General features: G+C 66.1%; 17 protein-coding genes. 6 read left to right on the plus strand and 11 right to left on the minus strand.

All coding sequences use genetic code 11. The annotated features are described in order from the left end of the window. From dusB to QYM46_RS10410, 3 genes are all read right to left on the minus strand, one after another. Entirely contained in the window at nt 1-1,188 is a 1,188-nt protein-coding gene (gene dusB / locus QYM46_RS10400) for a tRNA dihydrouridine synthase DusB (RefSeq protein WP_432788874.1), read from the minus strand. 89 nt (nt 1,189-1,277) lie between these two features. Next, nucleotides 1,278-2,954 (minus strand): ATP-binding cassette domain-containing protein, encoded by a 1,677-nt coding sequence (locus QYM46_RS10405; RefSeq protein ID WP_432788875.1) that lies wholly within the window; start codon nt 2,952-2,954, stop codon nt 1,278-1,280. Between the two features lie 233 nt (nt 2,955-3,187). Continuing rightward, nucleotides 3,188-3,736: a helix-turn-helix domain-containing protein gene (locus QYM46_RS10410; RefSeq protein ID WP_432788876.1), complete on the minus strand. Its 549-nt coding sequence runs from the start codon at nt 3,734-3,736 to the stop codon at nt 3,188-3,190. Nucleotides 3,737-3,797: 61 nt separating this feature from the next. Between QYM46_RS10410 and QYM46_RS10415 the strand changes: the two genes are divergently transcribed. Beyond that, the gene (locus tag QYM46_RS10415) at nt 3,798-5,186 is read left to right on the plus strand and encodes an L-lactate permease (RefSeq protein WP_432788877.1); all 1,389 of its coding nucleotides are present in this window, start codon (nt 3,798-3,800) and stop codon (nt 5,184-5,186) included. 19 nt (nt 5,187-5,205) lie between these two features. Here QYM46_RS10415 and QYM46_RS10420 read toward each other — a convergent pair whose 3' ends face one another. After that, nucleotides 5,206-6,534 carry a M24 family metallopeptidase gene (locus QYM46_RS10420; RefSeq protein WP_211167978.1) on the minus strand — a complete coding sequence of 443 codons (1,329 nt, stop codon included), beginning with the start codon at nt 6,532-6,534 and terminating at the stop codon, nt 5,206-5,208. 426 nt (nt 6,535-6,960) lie between these two features. On the opposite strand from QYM46_RS10420, the gene QYM46_RS10425 reads away from it, so the two are divergent. Beyond that, the gene (locus QYM46_RS10425; protein WP_432788878.1) at nt 6,961-7,446 is read left to right on the plus strand and encodes an Lrp/AsnC family transcriptional regulator; all 486 of its coding nucleotides are present in this window, start codon (nt 6,961-6,963) and stop codon (nt 7,444-7,446) included. Beyond that, a complete protein-coding gene (locus tag QYM46_RS10430; protein ID WP_169252425.1) occupies nt 7,443-8,834 on the plus strand; it encodes an aspartate aminotransferase family protein in 1,392 nt (463 codons plus the stop codon). Before QYM46_RS10425 ends, QYM46_RS10430 begins: the two co-directional genes overlap by 4 nt. Before the next feature lie 79 nt (nt 8,835-8,913). Here QYM46_RS10430 and QYM46_RS10435 read toward each other — a convergent pair whose 3' ends face one another. Next, on the minus strand, nt 8,914-10,209 hold the full coding sequence (locus QYM46_RS10435; protein ID WP_432788879.1) for a YibE/F family protein: 1,296 nt from the start codon (nt 10,207-10,209) through the stop codon (nt 8,914-8,916). Between the two features lie 164 nt (nt 10,210-10,373). Continuing rightward, a complete protein-coding gene (locus QYM46_RS10440) occupies nt 10,374-11,756 on the minus strand; it encodes a glycine--tRNA ligase (RefSeq protein ID WP_432788880.1) in 1,383 nt (460 codons plus the stop codon). Nucleotides 11,757-12,151: 395 nt separating this feature from the next. Between QYM46_RS10440 and QYM46_RS10445 the strand changes: the two genes are divergently transcribed. Next, a complete protein-coding gene (locus QYM46_RS10445) occupies nt 12,152-13,954 on the plus strand; it encodes a DEAD/DEAH box helicase (protein ID WP_169252428.1) in 1,803 nt (600 codons plus the stop codon). 58 nt (nt 13,955-14,012) lie between these two features. Here the strand turns inward: QYM46_RS10445 and QYM46_RS10450 are convergent, their stop codons facing one another. The 4 genes from QYM46_RS10450 to QYM46_RS10465 form a co-directional block, all read right to left on the minus strand. Beyond that, complete coding sequence (locus QYM46_RS10450; RefSeq protein ID WP_432788881.1) at nt 14,013-14,798, minus strand: isoprenyl transferase; 786 nt, start codon at nt 14,796-14,798, stop codon at nt 14,013-14,015. Beyond that, nucleotides 14,795-15,523: a DNA repair protein RecO gene (gene recO, locus QYM46_RS10455; RefSeq protein ID WP_432788882.1), complete on the minus strand. Its 729-nt coding sequence runs from the start codon at nt 15,521-15,523 to the stop codon at nt 14,795-14,797. The genes QYM46_RS10450 and recO overlap by 4 nt, the downstream gene beginning before the upstream one ends. Nucleotides 15,524-15,609: 86 nt before the next feature. Further along, nucleotides 15,610-17,385 carry a 2-isopropylmalate synthase gene (leuA, locus tag QYM46_RS10460; RefSeq protein ID WP_432788883.1) on the minus strand — a complete coding sequence of 592 codons (1,776 nt, stop codon included), beginning with the start codon at nt 17,383-17,385 and terminating at the stop codon, nt 15,610-15,612. Nucleotides 17,386-17,605: 220 nt separating this feature from the next. Beyond that, nucleotides 17,606-18,835, minus strand: a complete 1,230-nt coding sequence (locus QYM46_RS10465; RefSeq protein ID WP_432788884.1) for a DUF6636 domain-containing protein — start codon at nt 18,833-18,835, stop codon at nt 17,606-17,608. A 60-nt stretch (nt 18,836-18,895) separates the two neighbouring features. Here QYM46_RS10465 and QYM46_RS10470 point away from each other — a divergent pair, with 60 nt between their 5' ends. After that, on the plus strand, nt 18,896-19,738 hold the full coding sequence (locus QYM46_RS10470) for a L,D-transpeptidase family protein (protein WP_432788885.1): 843 nt from the start codon (nt 18,896-18,898) through the stop codon (nt 19,736-19,738). 31 nt (nt 19,739-19,769) lie between these two features. Next, entirely contained in the window at nt 19,770-20,363 is a 594-nt protein-coding gene (locus QYM46_RS10475) for a hypothetical protein (RefSeq protein ID WP_169252432.1), read from the plus strand. 9 nt (nt 20,364-20,372) lie between these two features. Here the strand turns inward: QYM46_RS10475 and QYM46_RS10480 are convergent, their stop codons facing one another. Then, complete coding sequence (locus QYM46_RS10480; protein ID WP_169252433.1) at nt 20,373-21,047, minus strand: NAD(P)-dependent oxidoreductase; 675 nt, start codon at nt 21,045-21,047, stop codon at nt 20,373-20,375. Between the last annotated feature and the right edge of the window lie 54 nt (nt 21,048-21,101).

Here is a 21,101-nt window from a genome sequence, read left to right on the forward strand (position 1 = left end):
TCATCCTCCTGAGATGTCGAGTTCGGCCTCCGACAGCAGCGACTTCCCACTGGGATCGAAGATGCGGGAGTCCAGCCAGCCTTCGGGCAGGTGCGGCTTCTTCGGCCGGGTGGTGCGGCCGCGGGACCCTTCGGCGGCTGCTCCCGGATAGGGGGCGTCCTTGTCGAGCTGATCGAGCAGTCCGGCAAGTTCCTCGAGGGAGGAGACCATGGCCAGCTGACTGCGCAGCTCTCCTCCGACGGGGTAGCCCTTGAAGTACCAGGCGATGTGTTTGCGCAGGTCACGGACGCCGAGGAATTCGTCCTCGAAATGATCGACGAGGTACTCGCTGTGTTTGTACACCGCGCGAGCCACCTCGGCGAGACCGGGACGATGGCGTTCGTCGCTGCCGTTCAGAGCGTTCGCGAGGTCACCGAACAGCCACGGCCGTCCCTGACAGCCGCGACCGATGACGACGCCGTCGCAGCCGGTCTTGGCCATCATGTCCAGAGCATCCTCGGCGGCGAAGATATCCCCGTTGCCGAGCACCGGAACGGTATCGCCGAGGTGGTCCTTGAGCCGGGCGATCGCATCCCAGTCCGCGGTCCCCGAGTAGAGGTCCGCGGCAGTGCGCCCGTGCAGGGCGACGGCGGCGACGCCGGCGTTGCGAGCGGTTTCGGCGGCGTCGAGGAAGGTCGTGTGGTCGGCGTCGATGCCCTTGCGCATCTTCACGGTCACGGGCACGTCCCGGCGGGCCGCCTCGGTGACGGCCGTTGTCACGATGGACGTGAACAGGTCCTGCTTCCACGGCAGCGCGGATCCGCCGCCCTTGCGCGTGACCTTGGGGACGGGGCAGCCGAAGTTGAGGTCGATGTGGTCGGCCCGATCTTCCTCGACGAGCATCCGCACCGCCTGCCCCATGGTCACCGGGTCGACTCCGTAGAGCTGGACGGAACGCGGGGTCTCATAGGGTTCGTGGTGGATGATCCGCATCGTCTTCGGGCTCCGCTCGACCAGCGCCCGGGTGGTGACCATCTCGGTCACATACAGTCCTGCCCCGTATTCGCGGCACAGGCGGCGGAAGGCGGTGTTCGTGATCCCGGCCATGGGCGCGAGCACGACGGGCGAGGACAGCTCGATGGGCCCGATGCGCAGGGCTGTTTCGGGCGTCGGGGATGCGGTTTCTGGGGCAGGGCTGATGACACTCACGCAACCATTATCCCAGTAAAGTCAAAATCGCACATTCGTCTGTTTCTCCCGCCTGCTTCGCCGCCTCGGCTCGTCCCTTTCGTCTCGACTCAATCAACGGCTGCCGTGCGCAGAAATTCCCGCACGTCCCATTCGGTGTCGACGGAGAGTTCGGAGGCGAGTCGGTCGTCGTGGGTGACGATCACCATCGCACCGCCGAATCCTTCGAGAGCGGTCACCAGCGCTTCGAGCGATGACAGGTCGAGATTGTTGCCCGGTTCGTCGAGGATGAGCAGCTGCGGCGCCGGATCCTGGAGGAGTCCTGAGGCCAAGGCGACGCGGAACCGCTCCCCTCCGGACAGGGTCCGGCAGATCTGGTCGGTGCGTCCGGCACGCAGTCCCATGGCCGCGAGCACTTCGTGGACGCGGTGCGGGTCGAGCTGCGGATTGCCCGATCGCACCGCTTCCATCACCGTCAGCTCCCCCGGCAGTCGGTACTGCTGGTCGAGGTGGGCCGCGGCTGCTGCGACGGTGATGTCGAGGTCGCCGAAGAGTTCGACGATCGGCGGGCCGGTTTCGGTCCCCGCGTGTCCACCGCACGTGTCGCCCTTGTCCTCGCCGTGCGGGCCCCGTTCGTTCGCGGCCGCCAGGATCGCCGCCAGCAGGGTCGACTTCCCTGCCCCGTTGGGTCCGGTCAGTCGGATCCGTTCCGGGCCGACGATCGTCTGGTTTCGCTCGGACCTCGCCGAGGCGGCCGTGGAGATCTCGAGGACCCGTTTGCTCGCGTGGACCTGGGTGTCCGGCAGGTCGAGGCGGACGCTCGAGGTCCGGCGCAGCGCATCCTTGGCGGCGGTGAGGTCGTCCCAGGCGGCTGCTTCGTCGGCGGCTTTGTCGCCGCGTCGCTTCGCCGCGGACTTCTCGGCGAAATGGGCCATGGCGTTGGCTGCGATCCGGGGACGCCGTCTGTTGAGTTTGTCCTTCGCCCCTTTCTGTTCGCTGCGGGCGAGCTTCGTCTCCAGTTCGATCCGCTGTCGCTTCTCGATCCGATGGGACTTCTTCGCGTCGGTGACCTTCTGCTGCTTCGCTTCTTCTTCCGCGGCGACCATGGCTTCGAAGTCGTCGAAGTTCCCTCCGTAGACGCGCAGTTGGTCGGTCATCTCGATGATCGAGGTCATCTGTTCGAGCAGAGTCCGGTCGTGGGAGATGACGAGGGTCAGACCGCGTCGGTCGGTGAGCAGCGTCGTCAGCAGAGCCCGTCCGTCCTCATCGAGATTGTTGCTGGGCTCATCGAGGATCAGCCAGGCGTCGCCGACCAGCGCCGCTCGGGCCAGCCCGATGCGTGTCGCCTGTCCGCCGGAGAAGCTGCGCAGACTCCGGTCGAGGTCGCTGACGCTCAGGTGCAGACCGAGTTCGGACAGCGCGGCCAGGGCCCGCTCTTCGATGTCCCAATCGTCGCCGATGAGGTCGAAGTCGGCCCCGGTCGCCTCTCCGGCCAGGGCGCGGCCCAGCGCCAGTCGGACGGGGGCGATGCCCAGTGCGGCGTCGACCCGCTGCGTCGAATGCGGCAGCAGCTGGTCGATGTAGACGGCGCCGTCTGCACCGGTGACGGTTCCCGCCGAGGCGCGCAGCCGACCGGCGAGGATGCGGGCGAAGGTGGTTTTGCCGATCCCGTTGTCGCCGACGAGTCCGACGAGGTCGGCAGGGATGGCGGCGGTGAGTCCGGCGAAGATCTCGGTATCGTCGCCGAGGCGGTAGTCCAGTTCGGACACAGTGATGGCTGTGGACATAAGGATCCTCATTTCGTGTACGCGGAAGCGCTGCGGGCCCGTGGCACCCGCTAGTCACGGCATGAGGATTCACTTCACAGCACAGACGTCCTTGAACGGAAATGGAACATAACAATGTTCGCCGAGGCGCCTCGCCCGGTCAAGACCACCCCTATTGCTACCTGACGGCGGCCCAGCAACCTCGCGCGAGGTTGATGGGCCGCCGTCAGGTAGTAACAAGGGGTGGGGCGGGTTCAGACGATGATGAGCATGAGTTCGGCGGGTTCGTCGTGGGGATTGGCCAACTGATGCGGTACGTCGCCGGGAGCCTGGGCACAGTCGCCGGAGTGCAGAGTGGTGCGGCGGTCGATGGTGACGATTTCGATGCTGCCCTTGAGGACGAAGAAGCTCTCACGCGATCCGCTGCGGTGCGCGGCGAAGGCCGAGGTCTCGCTGCGCGGGTCGAGACGGTAGTGGACGACGTCCATGTTCTCGATCGCCGACGGCAGGTCCCGACGCCAGACCCCTTTCCCGAAGGTCGAGGTCGCAGGGATCGCCTCGCTGCGGGTGATCGTCACTTCCGGGGCGGCCAGGAGCTCGCCGACGTCGACGCCGAGGGCGCGGGAGAGGCCCATGGCGTTCGAGACGGAGGTATCCTGCTCACCGCGTTCGATCTTCGACAGAGCCGCGCGGGACAGTCCTGCCCGGACCGCGAGCTCATTGAGGGTGAGGTTGTTGAATTTGCGCCGTGCTCTGATGCGGGCGCCGAAGACACGAGCGCCGAGATCCTCTTCTTTCACCATTGGAGCATCATAAACTATTCTTGGATCGTAGAATCCTCTCTCACAAAGGAAACGCATCTCCATGGCGGCAGTGCTGGCTCTCACCCCGATCCTCATTGCCATCCTCCTGCTCCTGTTCAAGCAGAGCTCCTGGGTCGCGGCACTGGCCGGAGCGGTGCTCGCGGCCGGTCTCGTCGCCGTCGCCTTCCCCACCCCCGTCTCGGTGCTGGTCGAATCGGGGATCGACTACTTTCCGCTCATCCTCGAGGTCGCGCTCATCCTGCTCTTCGGCATGCTGCTCGCCCGGCTGCTCGAATCCGCCGGGTCGATGTCGCAGATCTCGGCCTGGGTCGAAGCACTGTCACCGAGTCGCCCGCTTGGGGTCGCGCTCGTCGTGTTCGGGATCGTGCCCTTCGCGGAATCGGTCACCGGCTTCGGCATCGGCGTCACCGTCGGGGTGCCGATCCTCACCCACCTCGGCTGCACTCTGCGGCAGTCGGCGATCCTCGGTCTCCTCGGCCTCATCGCCGTTCCATGGGGCGCCCTGGGTCCGGGCACCACCGTCGCAGCGGCGCTGGCCGGACTCGGCGTCGACGAACTCGGTCTGGCCACGGCGTGGGTGAATGCGATCCCCGTCATCATCGTCGCGATCGCGGTGGTCGCGATCATGCGCCCGTCTCCCGCCTCGGCGCTGGGGATCATCGGTGCCGGCGCCCTCATGTGGGCGGGGATCCTCGCCTCCAGCTCCGTCATCGGCATGGCCCCGTCGGGGATCATCGGTTCGCTCATCGTCATCGTTGTCCTCGGTGCGCTGTTCATGGTCGGCAAGAAGACCACGGGCCTGACGCGCCGCCTCGGCGTGGCCGTTCTGCCCTACGGGGCGCTCACGGTCGGTCTGCTGTTGGCCCGGGCTCTGCACGCCGCGCTGCCGTCGATCATCACGCAGATCGTCGCTTCTCCCCCGTTCTGGCTGGCCGCCGCCTGCCTCATCGCCGCCACCGCCGTCGCCGGCAGACGCGACGTCACGGTCGCGGCAGTGCGTTCCTGGATTCCCATCGGGGTGGGCACCGCCGCATTCATGCTCATGGGCTGGATCATGACGACGACGGGGATGAGCGAGACGATCGGCTCACTGCTGCCGGCCGGGCTCATCCTGCTCACTCCATGGCTGAACTCCATCGGCGCGGTGCTCACCGGTTCGAACACGGGAGCGAACTCGATGTTCACCGGCACGCTGACCGCGGCCGCGGCATCATCGCATGTCTCGGCGCTGCCGGTCGTCGCGGCCGGAAATGCGGCCGGCTCGCTGGCCGCTCTCGCCGCTCCCCCACGGGTGGCGATGGCCGTGCAGATCGCGGATTCCTCGGTGGCCGCCTCGGCGAAGGACATCTCCTGGGTGCAGGGCCGAGCACTCGCGGTGGCCGGGATCAACGCCCTGGCCCTCGGTCTGTGGATCCAGTTCTTCGCCTGAGGGGCCGACGTTCCTCGCCTCAGACGCGGATGATCTCACGGGGGAAGTTCGTGAACGGTTCGCAGCCGGTGTCGGTGATGAGCACCGGTTCCGACAGCTCGATTCCATAGCCGTTCATCCACATGCCGCCGATGAGGTGGAAGGTCATTCCCGCTTCGAGGATCTGGTCGTCCTCGGTGCGGATCGAGATCGTCCGCTCGCCCCAGTCCGGCGGGTAGCCGATCCCGATCGAGTACCCCAGGCGACTGGGTTTTTCGAGTCCCGACAGAGCCAGCACCCGATTCCAGGTGCGGGCGAGCTCCGCGGTGGGCACCTCGGGAGCGGCGACGTCGAGGACTGCCGACAGCGCCTCGGCGACGACCCCCTCGAGGCGGACGAGCTCCTGCTTCGGCCGCCCGGTCACCGCCGTACGGGCCAGCGGAACATGATAGCGGCGGTGAACACCGGCGAGTTCGATGCTCACCGATTCGTCGCGTTCGAACTTCCGATCGGTCCAGCTCAGGTGCGGGGTGTCCGCGCTTTCGCCGGTGGGCATGAGCGGGACGATCGAGGGGTAGTCGCCCCAGACCCCGTCGCCGCCGCGGGTCTGAGCTTCGGAGATCGCGGCCGCCACCTCGTTCTGACCGACTCCGACGCCGATCGTGCCCAGTGCCGCGTCCATGGCCGCGGTGGTCACCTTCGCAGCCTTGCGCATGAGCGCGACCTCAGCCGGAGATTTGACCGCACGGATCCAGTTGACGAGCTCGAAGGAGTCGACGAGGCGCCATTCGGGCACACCATTGACGAGTGCGCGGAAGGCTCGCGGGGAGAAGAAATGCGAATCCATCTCGACTCCGACCGGCATGGTCGATGCTCGGGCGACCTCCCACCGCTGGCGCAGGGCGAAGGCGACCCAGTCGAAAGGGTGGATATGGGGGCGCTGCACATAGCGTTCGGGATAGCCGACGATGTCCTCGGGCGGCAGCCATGAGGTGTGCGAGGCTCCGCGGGCGTCCATATCGCGCATGAACAGCGTCATCGGTCCCGACGAGGGCACGAACAGCAGCTGCGGGGTGTAGAAGGACCACGCGTTGTAGCCGGTGAGGTAGTAGATGTTCGCCGGGTCGGTGACGATGAGCGCGGCCAGGCCCTGGTCGAGCATGCGGTTGCGCACCGAGGCGATCCGACCGAGGTACTCCTCGGCGCTGAACGACAGTTCGTTCGCGCCGATCGTATCGACCTCGCCGGGAACCGGCTGCGGGCGCGCCTTGACCTCTTTGCCGGCCTGCCCCTGCTCGGCTCCGGGACGCATCCCGTACACATCCGGGCGATTATCCTCGCCGCCGTAGAACAGCTCCCCCTCATTCATGATCCCAGTGTGGTGACCCCGCTCACATACTGTCAATCACTGTCACCGCGCGTGTTGCCGCGGGTCCGCCGATCCGCGCGGCAGCGGGAATCCGCGGGCTTTCGCAGCGGCGATTCGCAGCGCTTCTCAACAGGGATTCGGACGGCTGCCGACAGCGGCCCTCAGCGATCCCCGAACGGCCGACCCGGCCGGTCCGCGAACGGCGGTTTCGGGCGGTCGGCGGACAGCCGATTCGAATGGTCACCACCGGCGGATCCTGGCGTCGCGGAAACGGCGCTCGGCACGGATACTCGTCGGCCGCCTCGGCGATTTCTGACGAATCCAGAACCAAACAATTTCAGTTTCGACGGAATTCGCAAACGAAACAGCGCATTTCAGCAGATTCGGTGATAGATTGTCCTGAGACGCACATCACGGAGGTGAAGAATGGACCCGCTCCTGCCGAACGGCAGCGGTTCCCGACTGGGGAATCTCGACGAGAAGTCCAAGGCGATCATCGTCGAACTGCAGCACGACGGACGGAAATCCTATTCGGCCATCGGCAAGTCCGTCGGCCTGTCCGAGGCCGCCGTGCGCCAGCGGGTGTCGCGGCTCATCGAGTCGGGTGTCATGGAGATCGTCGCCGTGACCGACCCGCTGAGTCTGGGATTCGCGCGGCAGGCGATGGTGGGGCTGAAGGTCCGCGGAGACATTTCCGCGGTCGCCGAGAAGCTGCACGACTACGACGAGATCGACTACCTCGTCGTCACCGCCGGTTCGTTCGACCTGCTGGTCGAGATCGTGTGTGAATCGGATCGGCATCTGATCGAGTTCGTCAATGAGGAGCTCCGCTCGATCGATGTCGTCGTGGATACGGAGCTCTTCATGTACCTCTCACTCGAAAAGCAGAAATACAACTGGGGGACGCGATGACAGACAATGTCACCAGGGCCGGCACTCCTTATCAGGATGCCATCCGCAACAACGTGTGGATGCACATGTCACCACACCAAGCACTGTTCAACGGTGGTGAGGCGCCGGTCATCGTCCGCGGTGAGGGCCACCACATCTTCGACGACAAGGGCAAGAAGTACCTCGACGGTCTCGCCGGCCTGTTCACCGTCCAGGTGGGTCACGGTCGTGAGCAGATCGCGAAGGCGATGTACGACCAGACGCTGAAGCTGCCGTTCATGCCGCTGTGGTCGTACGCCCACCCGCAGGCGATCGAGGTCTCGGAGCGTTTGGCCAGCTATGCGCCGGGCGATCTCAACCGGGTCTTCCTCACCTCCGGCGGCGGCGACTCGGTCGAGTCGGCGATGAAGCTGGCGAAGAACTACTTCAAGCTCGTCGGCAAACCCGGCAAGCACAAGATCATCTCGCGGGCCACCGCCTACCACGGCACGCCGCACGGTGCGCTGTCGGTGACCTCGCTGCCGGGTCTGCGGGAGCAGTTCGCTCCGCTGGTCCCCGGTGCTCACAAGGTGCCGAACACGAACTTCTACCGGGCACCGGAGCACCTCGCCCATGATGAGAAGGCCTTCGGCCGCTGGGCCGCCGACCGCATCGGTGAGGCCATCGAGTTCGAAGGTGCCGACTCCGTGGCCGCCGTCTTCCTCGAACCCGTGCAGAACTCCGGCGGCTGCTTCCCGCCGCCTCCCGGATACTTCGAGCGGGTGCGCGAGATCTGCGACGAATACGATGTGCTGCTGGTCTCGGACGAGACGATCTGCGCCTACGGTCGCATCGGCGACATGTTCGCCTGCAACGACTTCGGCTATGTTCCCGACATCATCACCTCGGCCAAGGGCATCACCTCCGGCTATGCGCCGCTGGGTGCGATGATCGCCTCCGATCGGCTCTTCGAGCCCTTCGGCCCCGGCGGCGATGAGACCTTCTACCACGGCTACACCTTCGGCGGTCACCCCGTCGCCTGTGCCGCCGCGATGGCGAACTTCGACGTCTTCGAAGAGGAGAAGCTCAACGACCACGTGCACGAGAACGCTGCGGCGTTCAAGTTCACGCTCGAGAAGCTCAAGGACCTGCCGATCGTCGGTGATGTCCGCGGTGAGGGGTTCTTCTACGGAATCGAACTCGTCAAGGACAAGGACACGAAGGAGTCGTTCACCGAAGAGGAGTCCGAGCGGATTCTCAAGAACTTCGTGTCGGCGAAGATGTACGACAGCGGCCTGTACTGCCGCGCCGACGACCGCGGCGACCCGGTCATCCAGCTCTCGCCTCCGCTGACCGTCGGTCAGAACGAGTTCGACGAGATGGAGCAGATCATCCGCGGCGTCCTCCAGGAAGCCTGGACAATGTTCTGACCCCAATTGCTACCTGACGGCGGCTGAGCAACCTCGCGCGAGGTTGCTCAGCCGCCGTCAGGTAGTTCTGGGGCGACATTCAGCGGCTCTGGTCGCGCTCACGGGCCTCGCGACGCGTCAGCGGGGGCCGTTCCCCTGCAGGGTCGGCAACCGTGATCGCGCCGGGCGCGGCAACGGATCCGGTCGGCCGCCTCGGCGGGCGCACTCCCGATTTCACCACGAGGACGCCGAGTCCGGTCGTCAGCGGAATCGCGACGACCAGACCGATCGAGCACACGAGGATGCTCACCACCTCCACCGACATGTCCCCGAGCGTGAACGTGTCGAACAGCGGCTGATCGTGCGCGGAGACGATGATGAGCGTCATCAGCGCCGAGCCCACATACGCGAACGTGATCGTATAGACGGTCGAGGCAATATGGTCACGCCCGATGCGCATCGCCCGAGAGAACAGCTGACCGGGCTTCATCTCCGGGGCAGCGGCTGCCAGCTCCCACACCGCCGAAGCCTGAGTGATCGTGACATCGTTGAGCACCCCGAGCCCGGTGATGAGGATCGCACACACGATGATGTCGGTCATCCCCAGATCCGTCGTATCGACCAGCAGGTACCCGTCCTCAGAATAGGCGATGCCCAGATTCGCCCAGGACGTCATCCACGCACCGAGGATGCCCGTGATGACGATGCCGAGCACCGTTCCGAACAGCGCCGTCGACGTCCGCGTCGAGATTCCGTGCGCCAGGTAGAGCGCGATGACCATGATCAGGCTCGCCGAGACCATCGCCACCAGCACCGGAGGTTTGCCGTCGAGCATGGCCGGGAGCATGAAGACGAACAGCACAGCACCGGCGAACCCGAGTCCGATCAGCGCGCGCAGGCCCCGCAGACCGGCGACGAGGAGGACGACGATCGCGTAGATGATCGCCAGGGCCAGCATCGGAACGTTGCGGTCGAAATCGATGAACACGTAATCGGTGCCCATCTCCGCCCGGTCCGGCGACTGCGTGAAGTCGAGGACCTTGATCGTGTCGCCGACGTCGACGCCGGCCTTGACCGCGTCGGGGGTGACGTACAGGTTGCCTTCGTGCCCGTCCGCCTCGACGGTGTAGGTCGTGCAGTCGGCGCGGACCATCGGGTCCGTCTCGCCGGGCTCGCAGTCCGAGGCGTCGACAGCGGTGACGGTGACCTTCGTATCGGTGGTCCCCTCGGCCGAGTTCGTCGTCGGCCCGCCGCCGGGCAGGTCCTTGTCCGGTCCTGATGGCCACAGCACGAAGAGCCCGGCGATCGTGACCACGATGAGCGGGATGAGGCAGGCGAGCATGATCAGGCGAACCCTCGGCGAGGCCTTCGGTTCGTGGTGGGACGTCATATGCATGGCGGTCCTTCGGGAGGTGGCTGATCGCAGAGATGCGGGGCGGTGAACCAGGCGGGATTGGCGGCTGATGCTCGCGTTGGCGGCCAGCCGTGATCAGAACTACCTGACGGCGGCCCAGCAACCTGGCGCGAGGTTGCTGGGCCGCCGTCAGGTAGTAATTGGGGTCAGGCGCCGGCGAGGTGGTCGGCCAGGTACTTCTCCACCTGGTCGATGCTCACGCGTTCCTGGCTCATGTCGTCACGCTTGCGGATCGTCACGGCCTGATCATCGAGGGTGTCGAAGTCGACGGTGATGCACAGCGGGGTGCCGATCTCGTCCTGGCGACGGTAGCGGCGTCCGATGGCGCCGGCATCGTCGAAGTCGATGTTCCAGCGTCGGCGCAGGCGGGCAGCCAGATCCTTGGCCGCAGGGGTGAGTTTCTCATTGCGGCTCAGCGGCAGCACCGCGGCCTTGACCGGAGCCAGTCGCGGATCGAGCCCCAGTACGACGCGCTTGTCGACTCCGCCCTTCGTGTTCGGCGCCTCGTCCTCGCGATAGGCCTCGACGAGGAATGCCATCATCGACCGGGTCAGGCCGAAGGAGGGTTCGATGACATACGGGGTGTAGCGGTCGCCGCTGGCCTGGTCGAAGTACTGCAGCTTCGCTCCCGAGACCTCGGTGTGAGTGCCGAGGTCGTAGTCGGTGCGGTTGGCCACACCCATCAGCTCGCCCCACTCGGATCCTTGGAAGCCGAAGCGGTATTCGATGTCGATGGTGCCGGCCGAGTAGTGCGCACGGTCCTCGGCGGGGACGTCGAGGCGGCGGACGTTGTCGGCAGAGATGCCGAGATCGAGGAACCAGGACCAGCAGTCTTCGACCCACTGCTTGTAGTAGTCGTCGGCCTCGTCCGGGTGGACGAAGTACTCGATCTCCATCTGCTCGAACTCGCGGGTGCGGAAGATGAAGTTGCCGGGAGTGATCTCGTTGCGGAAGGCCTTGCCGATCTGGCCGATGCCGAACGGCGGCTTCTTTCGGGCAGCGGTGAGCACATTGTTGAAGTTGACGAAGATGCCCTGCGCGGTCTCCGGACGCAGGTAGTGGAGTCCGGCTTCGGAGTCGACAGGGCCCAGGAAGGTCTTGACCAGACCGGAGAACTCCTGCGGCTCGGTCCACTGACCACGAGTGCCGCAGTCGGGGCAGACGATATCGGCCATTCCGTTCTCCGGGGCCTTCTTGTTCTTCGCCTCATACGCCTCGACGAGGTGGTCTTCGCGGTGGCGCTTGTGGCAGTTGAGGCACTCGACGAGAGGATCGACGAAGGTGGCGACGTGGCCGGAGGCTTCCCAGACGCGCTTGGGCAGGATGATGGAGGAGTCGAGGCCGACGACGTCTTCGCGTCCGCGCACGAACTGCTGCCACCACTGGGTCTTGATGTTGTCTTTGAGCTCCACGCCCAAGGGCCCGTAGTCCCATGCCGAGCGGGAACCGCCGTAGATCTCTCCTGCTTGGAAGACGAATCCTCTGCGCTTGGCCAGGGCGATGACGGCATCCAACTTGGACTGTGCCACTAGTTCTCTCCTTGTTTCAGTTCGCCGACGGCCGGCTGCCGTGGCTCGCAGGTACCAGCCTAACCGGTCACGCCGCCGCTTCCTCAACACCGACCCGACCTGCCCGGATGCCCGTCCTCGACGACGGAAAGACACCGCGATGGACACCATGGGAGGCGACTGATCTCACACTCGGTTTCCCATTTCGGAGCCGCCTCGGCGAGGGCACGGCATGTAGACTTGGGGTACACCCAAACCTTTCTCCGTACCGACGTCTTCACGTCTGTCCAAGCGAGTTCTTGGATCACTACGGTTTCGGCCCGGATTGCTCACGATGATTGCACAAGCGGCCGCAGGGTAGATCGCCACTACAGTCATCTGCGATCAAGTGTGTGCCGACGTGAGAGAGATCACTCATGACCGATGTGTCCGCAAACGACGAAACCACTCCGAGATTCTCCGAACTGGGACTCCACCCGCTCGTGCTCAAGGCCGTAGAGGCACAGGGCTACGAGATCCCCACACCCATCCAGGCCGAGACCATCCCGACCCTCCTGTCGGGCCGTGACGTCATCGGTCTCGCCCAGACCGGAACCGGAAAGACCGCGGCCTTCGCCCTGCCGGCTCTGTCCGACCTCGCCGAGGCGGGGCGCGCTGAGGACGGCCCGTTCGCTCTCGTCCTCACCCCCACTCGCGAACTCGCGATCCAGGTCGCCGAGGCGTTCACCTCCTATGCCACGGAACTTCCCGACTTCTCCGTGCTCCCGATCTACGGCGGACAGGCCTACGGCCCGCAGCTGGCGGGTCTGCGCCGTGGTGCGCAGGTCGTCGTGGGCACTCCGGGTCGTGTCATCGACCACCTGAAGAAGGGTTCGCTCAAGCTCGGCAGCCTGCGTCACCTCATCCTCGACGAGGCCGACGAGATGCTCAAGATGGGCTTCGCCGAAGACATCGAAGAGATCTTCAGCCAGGTCGGTGAGGACCGTCAGGTCGCTCTGTTCTCGGCCACCATGCCGACCTCGATCCACCGGATCACCGGCAAGTACCTGGACGACCCGCAGGAAGTTCGGGTCGCTGCGAAGTCGCAGACCGGCGCGAATATCCGCCAGCGCTACTTCATGGTCCAGCATTCGCACAAGCTCGACGCTCTGACCCGCATCCTCGAGGTCGAGGAGTACGAGGGCATCATTATGTTCGTGCGCACGAAGCAGGCCACCGAGGAACTGGCCGAGAAGCTGCGCGCCCGCGGATTCAAGACCGCCGCGATCAACGGCGACATCCCCCAGCAGGCACGTGAGCGCACGATCGACATGCTGCGCGAAGGCAAGATCGACATCCTCGTCGCCACCGACGTCGCCGCCCGCGGTCTCGACGTCGAACGCATCACCTTGGTCGTCAACTACGACATCCCGCACGACACCGAGTCCTACGTCCACCGCATCGGTCGCACCGGTCGTGCCGGACGTTCCGGTGAGGCGATCCTCTTCGTCACCCCGCGGGAACAGCGCATGCTCGGCTCGATCGAGCGCGCCACGAAGCAGAAGGTCGAACCGCTGACCCTGCCCAGCGTCGAGGAGCTGACGAACACTCGGGTCGAGAAGTTCACGAAGCGCATCGACGATGTGCTCGCTACCACCGAACTGTCCGAACTCACCGAGGTCATCGAGGCGTACTCGCTCTCCCGCGACGTGCCGGCCTCGAACATCGCAGCCGCTCTCGCCTCCCTCGTCCTCGAGTCGAATACGCTCAAGGCCGAGCCGATGCCCGAGCCGGCGCGCCGTCAGGGCCGTGACCGCGACCGCGATGGTGGTCGTGACGGCGGCCGTCCGGGCCGCGGCGGACGCGCCCGCGATGAGAACATGACGACCTACCGTCTGGCCCTGGGGCGCAACGAGCGTCTCCAACCGGGCGCCGTGGTCGGAGCGATCGCGAACGAAGGCGGAATCACCTCGAAGCAGATCGGCCATATCGACATCCGTTCGAACCATACGCTCGTCGACCTGCCCAAGGACCTCGATCCGTCGGTGCTGCGCAAGCTCTCCCACACCGAGATCCAGGGCCGTCCCATCGACATCCGTCCGGATTCGGGTCGCCCGGGACGCCCGTTCAAGAAGCGCAACTTCGACAAGCAGCCCGGTGACGGACGCAACTTCCGCGGTGATCGCCGAGGCGGCAAGAAGTTCGGCGGGCGGGGCGACCGTCCCCGCGACCGCTACTGATCCGACCACAGGCAGAGCAAGGGCCCCGCAGCATGATGTTGCGGGGCCCTGCGCGCTTTCACCGAGCTGCAGCCGAAGGCGTGTCGACTGCGCCGCCGAAGCGACGGTCGCGGCGGGCGTACTCCTCGATCGCCGCCCATAGGGTGCGCCGGTCGACATCGGGCCACAGCACGTCCTGGAAGACCATTTCGGCATAGGCGGACTGCCAGAGCAGGAAGTTCGAGGTCCGCTGCTCCCCCGATGACCGCATGAACAGGTCGACGTCGGGCACGAGGGGTGCGTAGAGGCGGGAGCGGACGGTCTTCTCCGAGACCTTGCCGGGCTTGAGCTTCCCGGCGGCCACCTCGGCGGTGATCTCATTGATCGCGTCGACGATCTCGGACCGTCCGCCGTAGTTGACGCAGAACTGGAGCACCAGTCCCGTGTTGTGCTTCGTCATCTCGGCGGCGGTCTCGAGCTCGTCGATGACCGAACGCCACAGGCGACCGCGCCGCCCGGACCACACGATCCGCACGCCCAGTGCGTTGAGCTCATCGCGTCGGCGACGGATGACGTCGCGATTGAAGCCCATGAGGAATCGCACCTCTTCGGGTGAGCGCTTCCAGTTCTCGGTCGAGAACGCATACGCCGACAGATAGTCCACGCCGATCTCGATCGCGCCGTGGATGACGTCGAGCAGCGACGCCTCACCGGCCTTGTGCCCTTCTGTACGCGCCAGCCCCCGCTGATTCGCCCACCGACCGTTGCCGTCCATGACGATCGCGACGTGCCTGGGCACGAACTTCGCGTCGATGCGCGGAGGTGTCGCTCCGCTGGGGTGGGCCGGTGGTGCGGGGTAGCTCATGTGCTCTCCAGTACTCTTAAGGATCGGATATTGCGTTCGAGGTGCCACGACACCCAGTCCGAGACCATCTTCGACCCGTCGATCTGATCGTGCAGGTCTGAGGCCTCGGCCCGCTCCCAGTCACCGGACAGAAGCGCGGCCATATGTTCGAGCGCATCGGTGTCGGGCAGCGCCGCCCCCGAGGGACGGCAGTTCGTGCACACGGCCCCGCCCAGTGCTGCGGAGAACGCCCGGTGAGGTCCGGGGCTCCCGCACTGGGCGCAGTCGAGCAGGCTCGGTGCCCACCCGGCCACGGACATCGCGCGCAGCAGGTACGCATCCAGCGACAGCCTCGGCGGGTGTTCGCGATTGCACAGCGAGCGGATCGCGGACACGAGGAGGAGGAAATGTGTGCGCGACTGGGGTTCGGCTTCGGTGATGCTGCGTGCCGTCTCGGCCATCACCGAGGCGGCCGAATAGACATCGAAGTCTGTGGCGATTCCGCGGGCGAAGGGTTCGATGAGTTCGACCTGGGTGACGATGTCGAGGCTGCGGCCGACATGGCATTGCAGATCGACGAGCATAAAGGGTTCGAGGCGGGAGCCGAACCGTGATTTCGTCCGTCGCACCCCCTTCGCGACCGCGCGGATGAGGCCGTGGCTGCGAGTGAGCACGGTGACGATCCGGTCGGCTTCGCCGAGCTTGTGCCCGCCGAGCACGATGCCTTCATCACGATAGTTGTGCACTGGCCCATTATCGCTCAAGCGCGGCGGGGAATCATCCCGCCGCGCTTAGGCGACTGCTGTGAGATCGGCCGCCGAGGCGATGGTGCTCAGGCCTGACGATCCCGGTCACGGTCACGGGCGGCCCGGTTGACGGCCGAGACGACGGCCTTGAGCGAGGCCTTTGTGATGTTCGGGTGCAGTCCGGCGCCCCACACGACGCGGTCTTCGACAGCGAGTTCGACATAGGCAGCGGCGTTGGTGTCGGCGCCGGAGCCGATGGCGTGCTCGGAGTAGTCCTGGAGACGGACGTCGACGTCGAACTGGTCGATGAGGATCTTCACGAGCGCGTCGATCGGTCCGTTGCCGCGTCCTTCGTAGGTGCGTTCCTGACCGTCGACGATGAGGTCGACCTCGATGCGCTCGGCCGACGAGCCGGCGCCGTCGACGTTGCCCGACTCGGTGCGCAGACCGACGATCTGGAAGCGGCCCCACGCCTTCTCGGGGTCGTCGGCGGGCAGGTATTCGTAGTTGAAGATGCGGCGGATCTCCTCGGCGGTGACCTCACCGCCGGCCTCGGTGTGCTGCTGCACGGCGCGGGAGAATTCGACCTGCATGCGACGCGGCAGGTCGAGTCCGTGCTCGCTCTTGAGCAGGTAGGTCACTCCGCCCTTGCCGGACTGCGAGTTCACACGGATGATCGCCTCGTAGGACCGGCCCAGGTCCTTCGGGTCGACCGGCAGGTAGGGCATGTCCCATTCCATGAGGTCGACCGGGGTGCCCTGAGCGTTCGCCTTCTTCTCCCGATCGGCGAAGGCCTTGTTGATCGCGTCCTGGTGCGAGCCCGAGAACGAGGTGAAGACGAGGTCGCCGCCGTAGGGGTGGCGTTCGTGGACGCCGATCTGGTTGCATTCGGTGACGGTGTGGATGACTTCGTCGATGTCGGAGAAGTCGAGCTCCGGATCGATGCCCTGGGTGTACAGGTTGAGGGCGACGGTGACGAGGTCGAGGTTTCCGGTGCGCTCACCGTTGCCGAACAGGCAGCCTTCGATCCGGTCGGCGCCGGCCATCATCCCCATCTCCGCCGCAGCCACGCCGGTGCCCCGGTCGTTGTGCGGGTGGAGGGACACGGCCACCTCGTCGCGGTAGGGCATATTGCGGCAGAACCATTCGATCTGGTCCGCATACGTGTTCGGGGTTCCGCGTTCGACGGTGGCAGGCAGGTTGACGACGGTTTCGCGACCGTCGGCGGGCTGCCACATGTCGAGGACGCTGCCGACGATGTCGAGGGCGAACTCGGGTTCGGTGTCGACGAAGATCTCCGGCGAGTACTGGTAGCCGAAGTCCGCATCGGACAGCAGCGTCTCGGCGTGCTTCATCACGGCCTGAGTGCCCTGCAGAGCGATATCGCGGGTCTGATCGAAGCCGTCACCGTCGAAGCCGAAGACGACCTTGCGGAAGACCGGAGCCGTCGCATTGTAGAGGTGCACGGTGGGCATCTTCGCGCCGACGAGGGATTCGACGGTGCGTTCGATGAGGTCCTCTCGAGCCTGCGTGAGCACGGAGATGCGGACGTCATCGGGGATCGCATCCTGTTCGATGATCTCGCGGACGAAGTCGAAGTCGACCTGGCTGGCCGCGGGGAATCCGACCTCGATCTCCTTGAACCCGAGCCGCACGAGCAGATCGAACATCTTGCGTTTGCGGTCGGGCGTCATCGGGTCGATGAGCGCCTGATTGCCGTCGCGCAGGTCGGTGCTCAGCCAGCGAGGCGCCTTGCTGATGATCTGATCCGGCCAGGTGCGATCGCGCATATCCAGCGCGATGCGGTCCTGGAACGACTTGTACTTGCCGAACGGCATCGGAGTTGGCTTCTGCAGTTTCATTGTTCCTCTAACTTAAGTTTCTCAGCGCTTGACCAGCATACGAGGACTCCGCGACGAGCGTGCTGTCCGTTCAGGACTCGTCGCGGCAAGGAAGGAGGAGGATCCTGTGAGCCACACGGCCACCGTAGTCCCCCTCCCTCGTTGCGTCCGAATCCGGTCCACATCCTGAGAACGCCGAGGCGACACCGCCCGATCCTCCGCCGCCCTGTCTGAGGCGGCCCTATTTGAGGAAGTCGACCGAGGCGCGGCGGACGTTGAAGCCGACTCCGGTGTCGTCGGACTTGCAGGTCATGCCCTCCCTGCTGGAGGTGCAGGTCATGCCCTCAGCGGAGATCGAGTCCCCGTAGCCGAGGACGCGTGCCGGGCCGTTGCTCTCGGGAGCGTCGAGGCAGGAGAATCCCGCGCCGTCCCGGTTCGCCACGACGATGGAGCCCCAGTCGTCGAGTCGGCAGTCGTCGGGCTTCTCCGGTGGTGAGAACTCGTAGTCCTTGATCACGCAGCGCGCCCGTTCGGAGTCGATGGTGCAGGCGATGTTGCCCGACGGAGAGGCGAAGCTCTCCTCGGCGACGGGAGCCGTCGAGCTGCCGGAATCGGACGGCTCGGGATCATCGGTCTGACCGATCGAGGGTTCGTCCGTGGGCCCGACCGTGGTGGTGTCCTCCCCCTGAGTGGAGTCCCAGACGATATAGCCGACGATGCCGAGGGCGAGGATGAGCGCGATGGCCGCAAGCACCCAGAGCCACGCGGGGACCTTCTTCGTGTCTCCGCGCCGACCATAGGGATCGTGCGGGCCGCCCGGATTCCCCGGACCGCCGGGCCCACCAGGCCCACCAGGCCCGCCGGGCCCGCCAGATCCCCCGGGCCCCCCGGAACCGGCAGGTCCGCCCGGCCCATAGCCGGCGGCATAGCCTGCGGGGGCGGCGTACGCGGGACCGCGGCCGGCCTGCCCGTAACCGGGGCCACCGGGGCGACCGGTGCCGGGCTGAGCGTGATCGGGCACCCCCGGCGACTGCACCGGCCCGGCGGACTGCGGCTGCGGTGCCGGGGCCTGACCTGCGGCACCGAATTCGCCGCCCCACTGTCCCTGATGGGGGTGGGGTGCGGGCTGCGGGTTCCACTGCTTCGGAGCCGAGGGCGCCTCAGCAGCGGCGATGTCGTCGGAGTTCACTTTGCGCGGCGCGGCCGGCAGTCCGCCGGTCTCATATCCTTCGGCGGCGGCGAGCCCGCGCAGCTCTTCGAGGCTGAGAACCTCGGTGGCATCGGTGCCATCGGATTCGACCATCGACCGCAGCCTCTGAAGTTCTGCGGAGGTCAGCGCTTGGGTGGAGCCATCGGCCGCGGAATCATCCTCGCCGATGAACAACTGGGTTGTGATCGACTCGGGAGATTCCTCGGCCGGCTTCCGACGCCCGGGGCGCGGAGGATGGTTCGGCACAGGTGGAATGCTCATGAGGTCATTTTCGCATAGTCGCTACCGGCGAGTTCCCATCCCTCGTGAGAGGATGGCCGTATGTCCGATGGAGTCCTCAGGCGCGCGGGAGTTCCCGCGCTGCTCGCCTGCGCTCTGCTCGTGACCGCCTGCGGCGCCGATTCCGACGACGGCACGGACGATTCCGCGACTGTCGGATCCCCAGGATTCGCCGCGCCCGCGCAGCAGACGAACGTCGGTGATTTCGCGGCCCCGGCCCAGGATTCTCCCAGCGGAACCGGGCCCGCATCGCCCGCATCCGACGCGTCCGGCGCCGAGGCGACCGGCCCGGTGAATCCCGTTCCTGTCCCGGGTCTGGCGAAGGAGTACACCGACCAGATCCCGGCAGAGACCTCGCAGGTCCTCGTCGCGACCTCGCCGACGGCCGATTCGGAGAAGTCGAGTCTGAGCTTCTATGAGTTCACTGACACGAAGTGGAAGAAGCTCAGGACCTTCGACACCCACAACGGCTCGAAGGGGTGGCTGAAGGACCGCCATGAGGGCGACAAGACCACTCCGATCGGTGTGTTCTCGCTCAGCGACGCGGGCGGGTTCAAAGCCGACCCGGGCACCGACCTCCCCTACACCCAGGACGATCGGCTGCCCTCCTCGGCGACGGTGGCCTATGGGGCGGACTATGCGTCGGTCTTCGACTACATCATCGCCATCGACTACAACCGCAAGCCCGGCACCCCGCCGACGGACAAGACGCGACCGATGGGCTGGGACAAGGGCGGCGGAATCTGGCTGCACCTCGACCACGATTCGGGCACGAACGGCTGCGTGACCCTCGACGAGGCGGACCTCAAGTGGATCATGCGCACCCTCGATCCCGAGGCCCATCCGCGCATCGCCATGGGGCCGGCACCCGAGCTGAAGAAATAGCCGAGCCGAAGAAGCAGGAGAGCAGGATCCCGTGCGCCGTCTCATCATCTCCCTCGTCCAGTCGATCAACGGCTCGTTCGCCGAGGACGGCTGGTCGACCGGGGTGTCCACGGACGCTGACTTCCGGCGCTTCCTCGCCCTGCGCCGCAGCGCGAACGCGATCATCATCGACCGGCGCACCGCGCTCAATCCGCAGCTGCCTGTCATCAACGCCGCCGGCAAAACCCTGGAGCACACACCCGTGTATGTGCTCACCGAGTCCGATCCGACGTCCCTGCAGGCCGAGCTCGATGCCCGCGGTCTCGACTATCATGCTCAGCATTTCAGTCCGGACACCATCACCGAGGTGGCCGCCTCCCTGAGCACGGCACCGTCCCCCGAATCGGCACCGACCGACGAGGCGGCACCGACCGACGAGGCGGTGCTGCTGTGCGAATCGGGCCCGAATCTCGCTTTCCGGCTGCTCGAGCACTATCCGGGCGCGGAACTGCATCTGAGCGTGAGTCCGCGCTATCTCCGCACTCCCGGCAGCCATTTCTCCGGGCTCGAGGCCGAGATCGACCTGCACCTCATCGATGTCCGCGCGGAGGACGGCCAGGTCTTCCTCCGCTATGATCGCGCCTGAGCCGGACGCTCAGCCGGCCGAGGTTCCCTCGTTCGCGCGGATCTCCGTGCTCACGTCGAAGCGATCGGGTGAGTCGAGGATCGCGGTGAGGGCATCGGCCACCTCGGCGAGGGGGACGGTGTCGACTCCCCCGGCCAGGTCATTGCGATCATCGCCGCCGATGGGGGCCATGATCCGCAGTTCGCGGAAGGCCACGCCCGTCGATTCCGCCGCGGCGACCTCGATGAGCATCTTCTGCGCGGCACCGAAGACGCTGATCGCCCCGGACCCGGCGAGAGCCTCGACGCTGGCGACGCCGTTGAGGGCCAGGTGGACGAAACCCTGGTCTCCGCTCTTCCGGCCCGACGCCAGGGACTGCGAGAGCGCACAGGCGGTGAAGTGCCCGCGCAGGTAGGAGTCATAGTCCGCATCGAACTTCGCCAGACCTCGGTCGAGCACCGGTTCGTCGATGTACCACCCGCCGATGGCGGCGATGACGGCATCGACCGGCGGCAGGCCGGCGGTGGCGAGCGCCGCGGTGACCGCCTCCGGTTCGTCCACCCAGTCCGGCACGGTCACAGGTGTGTAGGCCGTCTTCGTATCCGGAGGGCGGCGGACGATCCCGGTGACTGTGTGGTGCGGACCGAGCAGCTGGGCGAGTCCGGTTCCGACGTGGCCGGAGGCGCCGAAGAGGAGGATGTGCATGACGGCAGTCTATGTCCCGTCCGCGTCGGCGACCCACCTCCTCAGTGGAGGACA

Origin of the sequence: Brevibacterium sp. K11IcPPYGO002 (assembly GCF_050920635.1) — a bacterium.
Classification (GTDB): domain Bacteria; phylum Actinomycetota; class Actinomycetes; order Actinomycetales; family Brevibacteriaceae; genus Brevibacterium.

Coding starts and splice junctions, on each gene's coding strand:
- QYM46_RS10405 (WP_432788875.1), bottom strand. CDS start 2,954: ATGTCCACAGCCATCACTGTGTCCGAACTGGACTACCGCCTCGGCGAC.
- QYM46_RS10410 (WP_432788876.1), bottom strand. CDS start 3,736: ATGGTGAAAGAAGAGGATCTCGGCGCTCGTGTCTTCGGCGCCCGCATC.
- QYM46_RS10415 (WP_432788877.1), top strand. CDS start 3,798: ATGGCGGCAGTGCTGGCTCTCACCCCGATCCTCATTGCCATCCTCCTG.
- QYM46_RS10420 (WP_211167978.1), bottom strand. CDS start 6,534: ATGAATGAGGGGGAGCTGTTCTACGGCGGCGAGGATAATCGCCCGGAT.
- QYM46_RS10425 (WP_432788878.1), top strand. CDS start 6,961: ATGGACCCGCTCCTGCCGAACGGCAGCGGTTCCCGACTGGGGAATCTC.
- QYM46_RS10430 (WP_169252425.1), top strand. CDS start 7,443: ATGACAGACAATGTCACCAGGGCCGGCACTCCTTATCAGGATGCCATC.
- QYM46_RS10435 (WP_432788879.1), bottom strand. CDS start 10,209: ATGCATATGACGTCCCACCACGAACCGAAGGCCTCGCCGAGGGTTCGC.
- QYM46_RS10445 (WP_169252428.1), top strand. CDS start 12,152: ATGACCGATGTGTCCGCAAACGACGAAACCACTCCGAGATTCTCCGAA.
- QYM46_RS10450 (WP_432788881.1), bottom strand. CDS start 14,798: ATGAGCTACCCCGCACCACCGGCCCACCCCAGCGGAGCGACACCTCCG.
- leuA (WP_432788883.1), bottom strand. CDS start 17,385: ATGAAACTGCAGAAGCCAACTCCGATGCCGTTCGGCAAGTACAAGTCG.
- QYM46_RS10465 (WP_432788884.1), bottom strand. CDS start 18,835: ATGAGCATTCCACCTGTGCCGAACCATCCTCCGCGCCCCGGGCGTCGG.
- QYM46_RS10470 (WP_432788885.1), top strand. CDS start 18,896: ATGTCCGATGGAGTCCTCAGGCGCGCGGGAGTTCCCGCGCTGCTCGCC.
- QYM46_RS10480 (WP_169252433.1), bottom strand. CDS start 21,047: ATGCACATCCTCCTCTTCGGCGCCTCCGGCCACGTCGGAACCGGACTC.